Source organism: Peptoniphilus sp. HMSC075B08 (assembly GCF_001815405.1).
Lineage (GTDB): Bacteria > Bacillota > Clostridia > Tissierellales > Peptoniphilaceae > Peptoniphilus_A > Peptoniphilus_A harei.
Window position 1 is genome coordinate 1 of sequence record NZ_KV820426.1, and the last position, 15348, is coordinate 15348.

Annotated in this window: 13 protein-coding genes and 1 pseudogene; all 14 read right to left on the minus strand. The window is 32.4% G+C overall.

Features of this window, described 5'->3' with window-relative positions; all coding sequences use genetic code 11:
- Window positions 1-55 precede the first annotated feature (55 nt).
- The 14 genes and pseudogenes from HMPREF3023_RS00190 to HMPREF3023_RS00250 all read right to left on the minus strand — a co-directional run bounded on the left by HMPREF3023_RS00190 (window position 56) and on the right by HMPREF3023_RS00250 (window position 15326).
- Window positions 56-310: an AAA family ATPase gene (locus tag HMPREF3023_RS00190; protein ID WP_070699869.1), complete on the minus strand. Its 255-nt coding sequence runs from the start codon at window positions 308-310 to the stop codon at window positions 56-58.
- A gap of 2 nt (window positions 311-312) precedes the next feature.
- Window positions 313-2055: an ABC transporter ATP-binding protein gene (locus HMPREF3023_RS00195; protein WP_070699870.1), complete on the minus strand. Its 1743-nt coding sequence runs from the start codon at window positions 2053-2055 to the stop codon at window positions 313-315.
- Window position 2056: 1 nt separating this feature from the next.
- Window positions 2057-3769, minus strand: coding sequence for an ABC transporter ATP-binding protein (locus tag HMPREF3023_RS00200; RefSeq protein WP_070699871.1), 1713 nt, complete (start codon window positions 3767-3769; stop codon window positions 2057-2059).
- Between the two features lie 3 nt (window positions 3770-3772).
- Window positions 3773-5188 carry an ABC transporter ATP-binding protein gene (locus tag HMPREF3023_RS00205; RefSeq protein ID WP_070699872.1) on the minus strand — a complete coding sequence of 472 codons (1416 nt, stop codon included), beginning with the start codon at window positions 5186-5188 and terminating at the stop codon, window positions 3773-3775.
- A gap of 12 nt (window positions 5189-5200) precedes the next feature.
- Complete coding sequence (locus HMPREF3023_RS00210; protein ID WP_070699873.1) at window positions 5201-5887, minus strand: energy-coupling factor transporter transmembrane component T family protein; 687 nt, start codon at window positions 5885-5887, stop codon at window positions 5201-5203.
- Window positions 5888-6481 carry an MptD family putative ECF transporter S component gene (locus tag HMPREF3023_RS00215; protein WP_001006067.1) on the minus strand — a complete coding sequence of 198 codons (594 nt, stop codon included), beginning with the start codon at window positions 6479-6481 and terminating at the stop codon, window positions 5888-5890.
- Window positions 6482-6651: 170 nt separating this feature from the next.
- Window positions 6652-7050 carry a hypothetical protein gene (locus HMPREF3023_RS00220; protein WP_000184355.1) on the minus strand — a complete coding sequence of 133 codons (399 nt, stop codon included), beginning with the start codon at window positions 7048-7050 and terminating at the stop codon, window positions 6652-6654.
- A gap of 60 nt (window positions 7051-7110) precedes the next feature.
- Window positions 7111-7263: pseudogene (locus HMPREF3023_RS09735) on the minus strand (TetR/AcrR family transcriptional regulator); the annotation flags it as partial.
- 183 nt (window positions 7264-7446) lie between these two features.
- On the minus strand, window positions 7447-8256 hold the full coding sequence (locus HMPREF3023_RS00225) for an N-acetylmuramoyl-L-alanine amidase (protein WP_070699874.1): 810 nt from the start codon (window positions 8254-8256) through the stop codon (window positions 7447-7449).
- Complete coding sequence (locus tag HMPREF3023_RS00230) at window positions 8257-8658, minus strand: phage holin family protein (protein WP_068370134.1); 402 nt, start codon at window positions 8656-8658, stop codon at window positions 8257-8259. It abuts the gene before it with no gap.
- Between the two features lies 1 nt (window position 8659).
- Window positions 8660-10093, minus strand: coding sequence for a hypothetical protein (locus tag HMPREF3023_RS00235; RefSeq protein ID WP_242618459.1), 1434 nt, complete (start codon window positions 10091-10093; stop codon window positions 8660-8662).
- A complete protein-coding gene (locus tag HMPREF3023_RS00240) occupies window positions 10026-11897 on the minus strand; it encodes a hypothetical protein (RefSeq protein ID WP_068370129.1) in 1872 nt (623 codons plus the stop codon). The genes HMPREF3023_RS00235 and HMPREF3023_RS00240 overlap by 68 nt, the downstream gene beginning before the upstream one ends.
- Entirely contained in the window at window positions 11897-12259 is a 363-nt protein-coding gene (locus tag HMPREF3023_RS00245; protein WP_068370126.1) for a hypothetical protein, read from the minus strand. Before HMPREF3023_RS00245 ends, HMPREF3023_RS00240 begins: the two co-directional genes overlap by 1 nt.
- 1 nt (window position 12260) lies before the next feature.
- Window positions 12261-15326, minus strand: a complete 3066-nt coding sequence (locus HMPREF3023_RS00250) for a phage tail tape measure protein (RefSeq protein WP_070699875.1) — start codon at window positions 15324-15326, stop codon at window positions 12261-12263.
- Window positions 15327-15348 lie beyond the last annotated feature (22 nt).

Genomic DNA, 15348 nt, shown 5'->3' on the forward strand with positions numbered 1-15348 from the left:
ATATCTTGTTTCATAAAATTACCTCCTTTTTTCATCCAGATTTTTTTAGCAAATTTTAAGTTTGATTGAAGAATTCCCTAATTTTTTCCATATTCTTTTCATCTTTAATACCATGCCATTTGACTTTTCCATTCTCCATAAACATAAAATAATCACAACAACATTCTACTAATTCCGGATCATGTGTAATAATAAAAATAGTTTCTCTGCCCTCTTTAAGCCTCATCATTTCATTAGAAACTTCTTTCATATTCCTAAAATCCAAACCACTTGTAGGCTCGTCAAAAATTAAGATTGATCTATTATTCAAATTTAAATCTTCCACTTTTCAGATTGTTTTCTGATTTCAATAAAATCCTTATATATTCCATGTTTAGATGCAAGTTCACTATGTGTTCCTACTTGTTTTATAACACCATCTTTTAAAACAACTATCTGATCAGCATTTTTTACAGTAGAAAGCTTGTGTGCAATTACAATAACAGTTTTGCCTTTTAATAAGTTTTTCAAAGCAATCAATAATTGTTTTTCATTTTCTGGATCTACGCTTGAAGTTGCCTCATCAAGAATTACAAATTTACTTGGCTTTAACATAGCTCTCGCAATAGATATTCTCTGGCGTTCACCTCCAGATAGGTTTGAACCCCCTTCTTGCAAAACAGTATCATAAGCTTGTGGCAATTTCATAATAAAATCATGGCACTGAGCTTTTTTGGCAATATCTATCATTTCTTCATCTGTTGCATTTGGATTACCAAACTTAATATTGTTTTTTATGGTATCATCAAAAAGATACACGTCTTGAAAAACAAAGCTAAAATTTGAAAGCAATTCATCATACTTGTACTGTTTAATATTTAGATTTCCAACTTTTACTTCGCCAGAATTTACATCCCAAAACCTCGCCATTAAATTGCAAAGTGTTGTTTTACCACTTCCTGAAAATCCAACAAGAGCAGTTGTTTTTCCATCTGGAACAAGCATACTTAGATTATTGAAAAGATTTTCTTTTCCATAAGAAAATGAAATATTGTTCATTGATATTTCTGCTTTATCTACTTCTGTCATTTCACCTTCTTCAATTACAGGTAAATTTCTTAAATTTATAACAGTATTAAGATTTCGTACAGCAACACCCTTAATACTCTGCATACTTCCTGCTAATTCAAATCCAGAAAAAACAACAAAACTCATAACAATTAATATAATAGCTTTAGTAACTTCAATATCCCCTGATAAATATCTTATGATAGAACTAAAAATTATCACACAAATACCAAGTTTAAATACTAACAAGAATAAAAACTGTGTTGGAACTAAAATTTTTTCTACAGCAAGGAAGCCTTTGCGACTTTTTGTAATACTTTCGTTTAGTTCCTTGACTGTATTTTGATCTTTTCCAAATGCTTTAGTTATTCCTATCCCATTTACATACTCAAGCATTTTTTCACTTAAATCCAATTTAAGTCCTAACAATCTCTCTGTTAGTTGATCTGTGCTTTTTTGTGTGAATAAGTTTACTAAGGTTCCAACAATCAAAGTCAACAATATAATTATAGCTGTTACAAAATCATAAGGTAGTATGAAAATAACCATAATTAGTGTCTGTATTGTACCTACAAGCATTTGCTCAATAATAAAAACTCCTATTGTTTCAAGTTCACCTATAACAGTTGACAATGCTCCTGCTATATTCCCTAAAGAATTTGTGCTGAAATATCCCATGTTTACATTTTTTAAACGATCACCAATATATAATCTATTTTCTGCTCCTAAATTGTACGAAGCAATATATTTGTTTTTATCAGCCAGATATCCAAATATAATTTTTCCCACCACACTTATAGCTGCAATAATAAAAACAATATACACATCTTTCATTAAAATGCTTTGGTTCGTGAATATATTTTCACAAATTTTGGTCAAACATAATAGAATTGCACCTAAAGAAACTCCTTCAAATACTCCCTTAAATACATCAAAAATAAGCATTTTTGTTATTTTATTTGAATATGACCCTGACACCTCATATAAAGTTTTTATCAATTCTCTCACTTTATATCACCTCGATTTCTTTAGATTCTGTATATACATCCCACATTTTTTTGTATCTCCCATTTAACTCTAGTAATTGTTTATGAGTGCCTTCTTCAATTACTTCTCCATCATCCACCACAATTATTTTATTTGCATTTACAATTGTAGATAACCTGTGAGCTACCATAATCACTGTTTTATCTTTAATTAACTTATCAATAGACTGTTGAATAACTGATTCATTGTCAGGATCAGAATATGCTGTTGCTTCATCAAGTAGTACAATAGGACTATTCTTTAAAAAACACCTAGCTATTGCAATTCTTTGCTTTTCTCCTCCAGAAAGATTTGCTCCTCCCTTTCCTACAATAGTTTCATATCCATTTGGTAGGCTCTTTATAAAATTATAGCAACTCGCTTTTTCACAAGCCTCTTTAATTTCATCCATACTCGCATCTTCCTTCGCCATCTTTAAATTTTCTAATATTGTTTTATTAAAAAGAAAGTTTTCTTGCGACACATAGCTAACAAGCTCCATATTCTGTTTTAAAGGCAATTCGTTCAAATTTGTTTTTCCAATTAAAATTTCTCCATTAGAAACATTCCAAAATCCTGCGATTAGTTTTGTAATAGTAGACTTTCCACTACCTGAATTTCCAACGATTGCAGTTAACTCATTTTCATTTGCTTTAAACGAAATATTATTTAATACATTCTTTGACTCTTCATATGCAAATGTAACATCTTTAAACTCTACATCATAAGATTTTATATCTCTTACTTCTTCTCCTCTTTTTAAGTTAGGAATTTCCATTATTTTTTTTATTTCTTCAAATACAACTTTTATATTTGCTATTGTTTCCATATGACTCATAGCTTTTATTAATGGTTTATATGAAGCATATGATAGCAATATACACGTGATAAGAGTCCCTACTTCAACACTACCCTTCATAAAGAAATACAAGGAAGCTGGTAAAACGAATACCATAGTTGACGGGATAGTTTCCATAGTTGCTGTCATTGAAAAACAAACACTCAAATACCAATCAAGCATTGCGTTCTTATTCTCTTCAACAGTCTTTCTAAATTTCCCAAATGATGATGCGGATTTATTAAATGCTTTTATAACTTTAATACCATTTACATATTCAACCATTGTCGTATTCATAGCTTTAGCTGCTTCTTGGTATCTTTTAGATTTTTCTTCATAACCTCGCATCATTAACATTGAGAACAATAATCCCAATGGAATTGTAAGTAAATTTGCAATTCCTATTCTCCAGTCCATTATAAAAATTGTTATGATCAATACTATAGGAATGAATATATTAGCAATAACTTCTGGAATCACATGAGCAATCGGTTTTTCCATTTTATCAAGTGTTTCCACCATAAATTGAGACCACTGTCCGCTGCTTTTTCTTTCAACTTCTCCCATAGAAATTTTACTTAATTTGTCAGCTAATAACTTTCTTTTATCTTCAATAATCCTGTAGGCAAGATTATGAGAAATAATAGTAGATATTTCATGAAATAATATACTTGCTAAAAATCCCAAAAATACAGCAAAAATATATGGATAATAATTATTTAAATTTGTATTTTTTGCAACCAAGTTATTAATAATGGCTGCTACAGAAAAATAAGGTATTACACCAAATCCTACTCCTATTATCGCAATGAATACAGCTGCGAAAATCTTGCTTTTATGTCCCTTTAAGATATCCATCTTTTACCTTCTTTCATAAAATCTTTTTATTCTGCCATCGCAAATTTCCAATAATTTATTACATGTACTATCAATCAATTCATTATCATGCGTAACAATAAATATAATTTTATTATTTGAAAATTCTTTAATGACTTTGCTTATTTCGAGCATATTTGTATAATCAAGTCCACTCGTTGGTTCGTCCAAAATAATAATTTCTCTATTCATTAACATCCCCAATGCTACAGAAAGTCTCTGCATTTGACCTCCTGATAAGCACATAGGATGACGATTATCTAATTTTTTAAGATCTAATTTTTCTAGAATATTATCTATTTGCTTTTCATCTATTTTAGAATCAAATAAACTAAATTCATCTCTTACAGATTCCGAAAAAAACTGATGAATTACATCTTGCATAACCATATAACAAAGTTTTCTTCGTTTTTTATATTTTATGGGACTTCCTTTATAGCTTATTTCCCCTTCGTTTTCTTTCAACAGTCCACATAAAATTCTCATTAATGTTGTTTTCCCTTGACCATTTTTACCTGTTATTGCAATAATATCTCCCTTGTTTCCGGAAATATTTATCTTATCTAAAATTTTTTGTTTCTTATTTTCATATTCTAAATTTGAAACTACAAAGTCATCAGATTCACAAAATGTGACAGGATTTGCAAAATCATCATTTTTCTTTCTTACAAAAGTTCTAAGTCCCAGTTTCTTTCGTGATTCGTCAGTAATTGAAGAAAATTCCACATTTGAAAAAACATATTCTATTTTTCCGTCTTGTAAATAAATAGCTCTATCAATTAAATCCATTAAATAATAGAGTCTATGTTCAGAAATAATAATTGTCTTACCCTGAGCTTTAAGATTTATAAGCATCTCTCTTATTCTTTCAATGCCATACTCATCAATATTTGCAGAGGGTTCATCAAACACATATACATCTGGATTGGTAGCATAAATAGATGCAATAGCAAGTAATTGCTTTTCTCCACCTGACATCATAAAAACATTTCTGTTTTTTAATCTTTCAATTCCCAAATCACGTACCACTTTAAAAACTTGTCTTTTTATTTTATCAGGGTTTTCACCTAAATTTTCTAATCCAAATGTTAGTTCACTATCTGAATCTAAATTAAAAAACTGTGTTTTGGGGTTTTGAAAAATTGTTCCCACTTTTTCAGAAATTTCATATATCTTCATTTGTTTTGTGTTTATCCCATTTATAAAGATATTTCCTAATAAATTTCCCTCTAAAAAATGAGGAATCAATCCATTGATTAATTTTGTTATAGTTGTTTTCCCAGAACCAGATTTTCCGCATAATAAGATAACTTCTCCTTGATTAATCTTTATTGAAATTTTCTTTAACTGATCTTCTAAGCTCCTCTTATAGGAATATGAAGCTTCATTTATACTAATCATGTTTTGTACCTCTTATAAAAATAACTTGAACTTTACATTAAAGAACATCAGAATGCATAATAGAATAATTACTATATCCCAAATATTAAATCCTGCATCATCCATAAAAGTCTTTCTTGCAGGATTTTCTATCCCTCTTACTGTAATAGCCTGAGCTAATTCATCTGCGGTATTAGAAGCTGTAACTATTAATGATATTAGTCCTAATTGTATCTTTTTAAATCCAGTCACGCCTCTTATTTTTATTGCATCTGAGATTAATATTTTTTCTTCTCTTAAAGATGGAAAATATCTGATGCTTATTGCCAAAGAAATAATCAGGCTTTTTGGAAAATGCATCATTTTTAGGGCATACATAATATTTCGTATAGGATTAGTTTTTATAAGAATTTGACCAACTAAAAAAATCGGTATTAACTTAGGAGCATGAATCACCAATAATCCAAAATGTGCTGAGATTACATCTGGCAGAATCGGCAAAACAAAATATTTCAACCCCTGTAATAATACAAACATAGATAATGCCTTTAAAGATATTTTAACAAGTCCCATAAATAAGGCTATAATAGCAGCCATTAAAAGAATAAAAACATCTAATTTTAAGCTATTATTTGCAAAGCTAATAATACTAACTGAAATCAAAAAAATGATTTCAGTTAGTGGATTTAGCTTTATAATGCCTCTTACAATACCCTCCATTTACATAATTCCAGCTTTCTCAAAACGTTTTTTGAACATTGCTTTACCTATATATGCACCAATGACTCCTCCAATAAATGCAGTAATGATCATCCCGATAAGTGTTGGAATTGAAATTAAAGTTTGTAATTTATTTACATATTCTGGACTCATTCCCATTTTAATAATAGATTTCATATAAGATTCTTGGAACAACCACATAGGCAATGGTGATCCAATCAACCCAATGCAAATCAATCCTGAAGATACTATTACGCTTTTTTGACTTTTATATCCCAAAATTTTTCTAGTAATTTCTGCTAAAACTCCTGCAATAACGCAAGTTATGACAATTGTAAAAGTGCATTCTCCTATAGCAAAATATATAATCCCTGTAATTGCTATCAAAAGTAAAGCCGTTCCTGGTTTTGGCACCTTAGAGACCAACAACATGTAAATAAAATTACATATTATGCCTGTCATTGCTGGCCATAATAACCAAAGTATCGGTGAAAGTATTGGAATAATCATTACCGCCATGGATAATGCCATATAAATCACTGAAAAAATGCCGATGTTAACTAAATCTTTTGTTTTTAATTTTGTTTCATTCATTTGAATACCTCCTTTTAAATTTTTATTTTTATTTACCAGTTGCAATATGATTGATTCAAAATAATCTTTACTGGTAAATTTTTCTTATTTTTGTTTACTTTCCATAAAACGCAGAAAATCGGGATTAACCCGATTTCAAAATTTATTATTTTTAATTTTATATTATGTTTTCATTTAATAATCCTCCTCCAACCAAAATTCATTGCTGCCTCCATCATATCGATAAAATTCAAGGCTTCATTATATGAATACCTATGTGTGATTACCTCAAATAAAGGTGTACATGCCATTGTATAAAGAACATGAAGTTCATCATCATTCAAATCATTTACTTCAATCTTTTTTTCTTTAAGAACCTCGATCAATTTCTTAGCACCCTGCACTTCAAGATTCACTAAATCATGACGAATTGATTCAAATTCCGTACCCTGAGAACAGTTAAACAAAAGATTAACTATAGGATCGTTTTGGTAAATAAATTCCAATAATTCCCTATTACTATCATCAGATTTTTCTCCAAAAGCTTGTAAACCATTTACTTTAATTTCTTCAATCGCTTGATTTGTCAATTCTTTACTTCTTCTGTATAAGTGATTAAGTATAGGACTTACAAGTACCTTAAAAATATCTTCTTTAGATTTAAAATGCTTATATATTGCACCAGGTGTAATTCCTGCATTTTTAGCAATAGTGCGAATAGAAGCCTCTTCGAATCCATGCTCTGTAAACTCGCTTTTTGCACTTTTTAATATTTTCTTTATTGTAACATCTTTGTCTCTCAGTAAGTTTCACCTCCCAAATTAAGATAACACCGTTTACTTTATTTTAGCATAAAGAAACTAATGAAGTCAATAATCGCTATCAAATAAATATATTCACACTTTGTTATGTATCGTTTACCTTAATTTAAATATAAAAAATAAGCCTGAACCATAAAAATAGCACAGGCTTTTATCTATTTACTATTAAACTAATTGATTTACTCTTCTCTGAACTTCTTTATAATCATATCCAGCTTGAGTTAACCTTCTTTTTCTTTCTTCTCCATTTCCCCATTTTCCACTTATAACTTCTCTGGCTAATTGGTCGATTGTCTTTCCAACTGGATATACTATCTTGCCATTTGCATCGAATACTTTTAATCCAAATCTATCGGCACATCTTTTGGCATTTTCTAAATTCTTAAATGCACCTTTCTGGCTTTTTATATCAGACCAGGATTTTCTAACTCTATATAGTGCACTTGTTGGTTTGCTAACAGTCTTATCGCCTCTTAGTCTTTTATTTACTTCACTTGCTATATATGGGAACTTGCTGCCAAGATATGGACCAGGACAGTTAGTGTTTTTATACCATTCGTGTTTTTGAAGGACACCATCTTTGCCTCCAGTATAGGTACAAGGATAGATTCCATTTCTTCTGCAGATGTCTGTCGCCAAATCAATTAGTCTATTTAAAACATAATCAGAAACTAACCACTGAGGTCCCCTCGTAGAGTTTCCTACTTCAATTGTGACTGCTCGGTTGTCACACCAGGAAGATGAGGTTGTCCAGGCTCTATTGGCTTCATCAACTCCTAAAACAATAACTCCGTCAGATCCTAAATTATAGTTAGCTGATGCTCGTCTTGACCTTGGCACAAATACTCCAGCAAGATTTCTACCATTTATAACTCCAGCTGCGTGGTGGATAGCTATTTTAGTAATCTTTTGATTCCTTCTTCCACTATGGTTAGGTGAGAGAATTCTTGCTTGTACTAATGGACTATTACTCATTTATTTTTCCTCCTTGAATTGTTTTAAAATCGCCTTTAGTTTTTCTGGTACTGGCAAGCCTAGTGCTACAGAGTTTTCCAAAATAGAGAGCCCTTCATTTGCTATATAAAAAAAGATGATGGCTGTTCTTATCATTGTTCCATCACCTTTAATTAAATTTACATCACATAGGTTTGCGATACCTACAACTATAAAAATCATAATCTTTTTTGCTATCCCTCTAAATCCTATGGATGAGGATAGCTTTCTTTCGACCCCTGCTCTTAAAACTCCTGTCAAATAGTCGGCTATTACAAAAGCAAGTAATGTGTAAATAAATGCATCTACACTTCCAAGATAAAATCCCAACCATCCTCCGATAGCTGTAAAACATACTTTTAGTATTTCTAAAAACTTATTCATTTTATTCCTCCTCTGTTAGTGTGTAAGTTATTTTCATTGTCTTATCTGCCGTTTTTAATATTGGGCTTGATAAGTTATTAATTGTTCCAAGGTATGGGGTGTGAAGAAATAAAAGTTTGTAAAACTTCTCCTCATAACCTCCAAATCCAATGACCAATGGTCCGATTGTCTTTGGATCCATCATTAAGTTTGGTATTCCCTCACCGTTATAGTCAGAAACACTATTTACTATAACTTGGTCTTTTTTATCAATTGCAAATTCATAACCTAATATATAGTCTCCCCACTTGTATAGGTAACAGTATTCTCCCCCATATTTCGAAGTCCTAACTTCTTTACCTAATTCTATAACAGAAATATCTACAGGATTATTGATATTAATTTTATAGATTTTATCCGCACTATATGAATTTATCGAATATAGGTAGCCATCTTTAATACAGCTATATACATATCTATGACAGTAACTTCTATTTTTTTCATAGTAACTTCCTAATTTACCTAATCTTATTTCATTTAATGCCCACTCATCTATTTTCGTTGAGTAATCATTTTTATTTATTTTTATTCTTATTAGCTTATCTCTGTAAGTTCCAAAGCCATACCAATTTCCATCTTCTCCGTCATAAAAACAACATTCGTTCCAAGTACTCAGTTTACTAAAAAACTCTGATACATCAATTGTTATCCTTTCCTCATTTTTATATCCTTTAGTGTAAATTGGATCATTTAAACCTATACTCGTAAATGGTTCCTTAAGTTTTACTAATTCTATTGATTTGTTGTCTAAAGGCCATATTGAAACCAAGGTGTTGTTTTCAACATCTATTTCAACACATCCGTTATATGCGTCCGAGACTTCTCTGTTTTTCCATAAGCTAATTTTATTTAATAATAGGAAGGGATCTTTACCATGAGTGTCTCCATAAAAATGTTTCCCTCCTCTATAATGTGTTAATGCCAATGAAGAGATTCTTCCGTTTGCCTGTGATGTAGAAAAGTCCCAGACAAACTTGTGTCCATTTTCAAGAGGGGTTGATTCATTAAGATTAGCTGAACCTCTTCTTGGTGCATCCGTTGAATTTACATCATTGGATGCATAGCCTATGATTTGATTATCAGAAGGAGCAAATATTTTATTTGGATCTTCCTCTAACTTATCCTCAAATAAAAGGATCCCACCATAACATTTAGTTGCTATAGGAAATATTTCTTTTTCATATTGAGTAATTCTCGAATCACCCATAGGGTACATTAACCCCATAGGATTGAGCCTTAATAAATCAGGGACTGCATTCGTTATTAAGTTTTCATCTTCATATATCTCCTTCCTATTTGTCCTCACATCAGTTAGTTCAATGACTGATTTACCCTTGAGCATTTCCTTCCTCCTTATCTTTAAATTCTGTAGTAATCTCTTCTTTATATTTCCCAATCATTAATCCTTGATATTTAAATCTCCCTACCTTTTCATTAAATATAATCGGTGTTGGTATTTGTCTTTCTACTTTGTAGTCTGCTTTAAGTTTCCTAAGAAGAAATGAATGACTAAGTTCTATTCTTTTCCAAGATTCATCAATCTTAATCTTTCCATCCCAAGCCTCTGTAGAGCCTAAGGATTGACCAGAGATAGCTGCGATAGCATTATCTTTACCTATCATAGCTTGCCCTGATTCAAGCCTAATAAGCACTGAGAAGTTATTCATTGTTTTCTCTTGCAGTTTAGTTAGTGGGTAAAAAAGATTTAGAATATGGTCACCACTTAAGTAGGTTTCTTTTGGAATGTGATGTTCTATTTTCGTATCATTGAAAACATAAGTAATAACAAGTCTTGTTGGTATTTCTATATTTTCAATAAAGTCTAATTCTTCTACTTCCTCTTTTTCTTCAAACTTTAGAGGATTATAGGATTTTCCATCGTTATTTAAAACCTCTACTTGTTTCTTGAACTCTCTGGATATCTTTCTAGTTTTTTGTTCGGTATCACAAATTATATTTAACAAGATAGATGCATTAAAAATTGCCTCCGTTTCTTTATTAGAGGCAAATTCTATACGAATTATTGGTGTATCCGTTGTGGAAAGATTAAAGGCAGAATAGTTTGAGTAGGCATGAACTACTAACTTTTCAGATTCTATCTGGTTTAAAAGTCCAACTATATTTTTATCATTCTTACTCTTAGCTTTAGATAAATAGGGATTTTTTCCTACACCAAGAATTCTATGCTTGCTATTTATTTTATATTCTATGTCAGTGATAAGTCCTTCAATCTTTTCTTCTGGATAAGAAATAGCTATTCTATCTCCAACATCAAGGCTAGGGTCTCCTATGGTTACCATGTCAAAAGGTGTGTGGTGAATCTTACAAATTTCTGTTAATAAACTCTCACACATTCTTTTTCTTTTTTCTGGAAGCCCTAATTGCATTAAAGGATTTATGCTGAGGTTCATAGTTAAGCCATCATCATTTTCTAAAGAGTAGTATTCAGCTATTTTAGTTTTTGCATTTGTTGAATTGATGGCTGTATATCTTGTCTTAAAATCTGATATTGATGAAGAAAATCTTTCTCTTGTTTTAATTTCAGTTGATATGCTTTCTGCATACTTGTTTAAAATTAATTTTCCATCACGACTAATCCCAGCAAAAGCACCAAGGGTTGATGCTATATAGTGAATAAAGTCCCTGTAAGTTTCTATATCATGGTCTTGGTAAATAGCCAGAACTTCCTCTCCATTTACAAAAGCTTTTACCTCATCTTCTGTCATACCTAGTTCTACCTTGCACTTCTCACATGAAAGACTTAGTAATTCAAAAGCTGTGCCAAAGGTATCTGTAACTGGGAAATTCTTATCAAATCTAAGCATATAGTCATAGCCTTTTAGTTCTAAAATCTTCTTAGACCTATTTGCCTCAGTAACATCAAAGATTCCCATTGGTATGGTTTCTATCTTTTTATTCTCTAATTCTTGATGGTAAAAAAGTTCTAGCTTTGAATCCTCTAAAGTATACCTATCTATATTTGAAAAAAGACTGATTCCAAACTCTCCAGCATAAACTGTACCAATTTCAAGTTCAGAAGATCCAGAGCAAGAACGATGAATGTATCCAGACCCTTTCAAAATATCTTTATTGGTAAATGGAATGATTGTTTCATCTTTTAATATGATGTTTCCTGTCCAGTAGAATTTACGAGAGTTCTTTTTGATTGCTGTTTTATATTCATTGCTTATTGGATACATCAATACTCCTCCAATGAAAAAGATACTTCCCACAACCCTTTATAAGAAGTATCTTTTATTAATTTGACCTGCAACTTGTCTATATACATTTGTGTCTCTTTGAGTTCCAAACTTTCTGTATCTAAGTATTTAACTTTAAGATTAGACTTGTTAGCAAGACCACTCAATATCTTCACAAGCTTAGGACTGCAAGAAAAACCTACAGATATACTTGCTACTTTGTTTCTAACAATATCCCTCTGAATAGTTCCTGCCTCTGTCTCTCCTCCAGTATCTGCCTCGATATCTCTAAACTCCAAATCGTAAGAATTTGGCAGAGGCAAATCTACTCCTTCAATAATTAAATATGATTGATATTTCAATTTATCTACCTCCACTCCTTAAATTCTTACGCATTGATGCATTGACAATAACTTCATCAAGGAGAGTCCCTCCAAGATAAACTGGTATTACTATATCTCCAGTATTTTCAGATTTTAAATTTATGTTTGCAATTGCATCAGATATTTGTCTTCCTATATCAATTCCATTTACAGCAGATTCTTTATCATATCCACCTATGCCAACAGCTGATATGCTTGGGCTTAAAACCATATCACTTGCAACATTTTTCATTGAAGATTGTACTAGTCTCCTGCTCTTTTCTATTCCCTTAGATAAACCTTCCATAAAGTCTGGCATCCATGATTCGTAGTCGGTAAGTGGACCAACATCTGGAACAGAGAAGTGCAGGTAAGACCTAATAGTTGATGCTACATTCGATACAGCCGATGTCACATTGCTAATCGCACTTCTAATCCCTCTTGCAATTCCGTTAATCATATCGGCTCCCCATGTATAAGCTTGAGATGCTAAATTCTTAATGTGATTAACTGCATTATTAAATCCATTTCTAATAGTGGACTGAATATTTGCCATGGTCGATGAAATACTCGATCTCATAGAATTAAAGGCAGACGATACGGCTGACTTTGCAGTATTCACTGCAGATGAAATAGTCGACTTTATGGAGTTCCAAGCAGATGAAACAAAGGACTTAATATTATTCATTGTTGATGAGATAAAGGTCTTTATCCCATTCCAGATTGATTCAAGGACTGTCTTAATAGAAGTCAAGATAGTCTCAATTGTCGTTTTTATATTGGTCCAGGATGTGGATATAAATGTTCCAATTGCAGTGATGACTGTTGTTAAAAACTCTTTTAATCCATTCCAAATGGTCTCAACTTTTACCTTTATTGCATCAAGAACTGTTGAAATTAAAGTCTTAATACCTTCCCAAGTAGTTTTTATAAACTCTCCAACTGCTGTAAATACTTCTGTAGTTGTCGTTGAAATAGCTGTCCATATATTTGAAAAAGTAGTTTGAATTCCCGTCCAGAGGCTTGTAAAGAATTCTCCTAAACTTTGCCATAGACTCTTGGCTCCTTCAATAAAGGTATTCCAAGATTCAGTTAGAAAAGTTGTTATAGATGTCCATATACTGTTCCATCCTTCAGAAAGTCCATTCCATAGATTGGCAAAGAAGTCCTTGATGCCTTTCCAAGTAGTCTTAACACCTTCAATAAATCCAGACCAGAATTCTGATAGAAAACTTGTGATTTCAGTCCAGGTACTTGTCCATGAATCAGATATCCCTTGCCATAGATTTACGAAGAATTCTTTTATACCATTCCAAATAGCAACTGTTGATTCCTTAATAGTTTCCCATATGGAGATTATTCCTTCTCTAAACCAGTCGCACTTCTTCCATAAAAGAACAAGTCCAGCTATTACTGCACCAATAGCAATAGGAACTATACCAATGGCTGATACTACTGCAGTGATTGCTGGTATAAGTGTACCTGTAAATATTCCAACTATCTTAGTAATTCCTCCTACTATTAGAGGTCCTTTGGTCATAATAGTTCCTATTGACCAGATAAGTTTTCCTACAATCATAAGTACAGGTCCAAGAGCAGCTATAAAAAGACCGATACCTGCAATAATACCCTTTACTGGTCCTGGAAGTGCATTAAGTCCATTTACCAGTTTTGTTAATATATCTACTGCTTTTCTAACAGCAGGCATCAAAAGTTCTCCAAAAGATATGGCTAATTCTTCTAAGGCAGATTGTAGGATTTTTAATTGACCAGCTAGGTTATCCTGCATAGTAGCAGCCATTTTTTCTGCTGTTCCATCAGCGTTATAGATGGCATCACTTAAACTGTTGTAGTCTTTCTCACTGGCATTTATAATTGCCAACATCCCAGACATGGCATTTTTACCAAATATCATGGATGCTGCTTGTGCTTTTTGAGTTCCATCTAAATTAGCAAAGGCTACTCTAAAGGTGCTTAAAGTCTCATCAAGTGAAAGGCCCTGCACATCTTCAATAGATAAGCCCAACATAGACATTCCGTTAATAACTTCTTTAGTTGGTGATGCGAGTCTTGTTAGTCCAGACCTTAAGGCTGTCCCTGCTTGTGAACCTTTTATTCCTGCGTTAGCCATTAAACCTATAGCTACTGCTGTATCTTCAACTGAATAGCCAAGGGCACCAGCAATAGGTGCAGCATATTTAAAGGTCTCACCCATTAATGAAACATTGGTATTAGCATTAGATGATGCAGCAGCAAGAACATCAGCAAAGTGAGAAGAATCTTCTGCTTTTAAACCAAAGGCTGTAAGGGCATCTGTCACGATATCTGAAGTAGTAGCTAGATCCTCACCACTCGCAGCAGCAAGGTTCATAATTCCTTCGATACCACCAATCATGTCCTTACTTTTCCAACCAGCCATTGCCATGTAGTTCATAGCCTCTGCCGCTTCAGATGCTGAGAACTTGGTCTTGGCTCCCATTTCACGAGCCTTTTCCCTTAGGGCATCAAAGTCGGACCCTGTTGCACCAGATACCGCTTTTACCTTGGACATGCCCGAATCAAAATCTGATGCAGTCTTTACAGCCGCTACCCCAAGACCTGCTACTGCAAGAGATACTGGCATCATTTTTCTTCCTACATTTTCTATATTTTGCCCTGTGTTTTGCCATTTTTCTCCAGTAATAGCTATGTTTTGAAGGGTTTGATTAGTGGTTGCCCCTTGCCTTTCTAGAGATTTAAGGGCTTGTTCTGTTTCAATAATTTCACGTTTAAGGGCATCATATTGCTCTTGGGAAATCTTTCCTTCTGCAAGAGCCTGTTCAGCTTGTTTTTGTGCCTCTTTTAAAGATGTTAGTTTGTTCTTTGTTTCTTCTAAGGTCTGTCCTAATAGCTTATGCTTTTGTGAGATAAGTTCAGTGTTTCCAGGATCAAGTTTAAGAAGTTTGTTAACATCACGAAGTTCTGATTGAGTATGCTTAATCTCCGTATTTACTTGTTTTAGTGCAGTCTGTAATTTGGTAGTATCTCCACCAATCTCAACAGTTATTCCTTTTATTCTATTTGCCAATATCTCACCTCCTCTTTAAAGA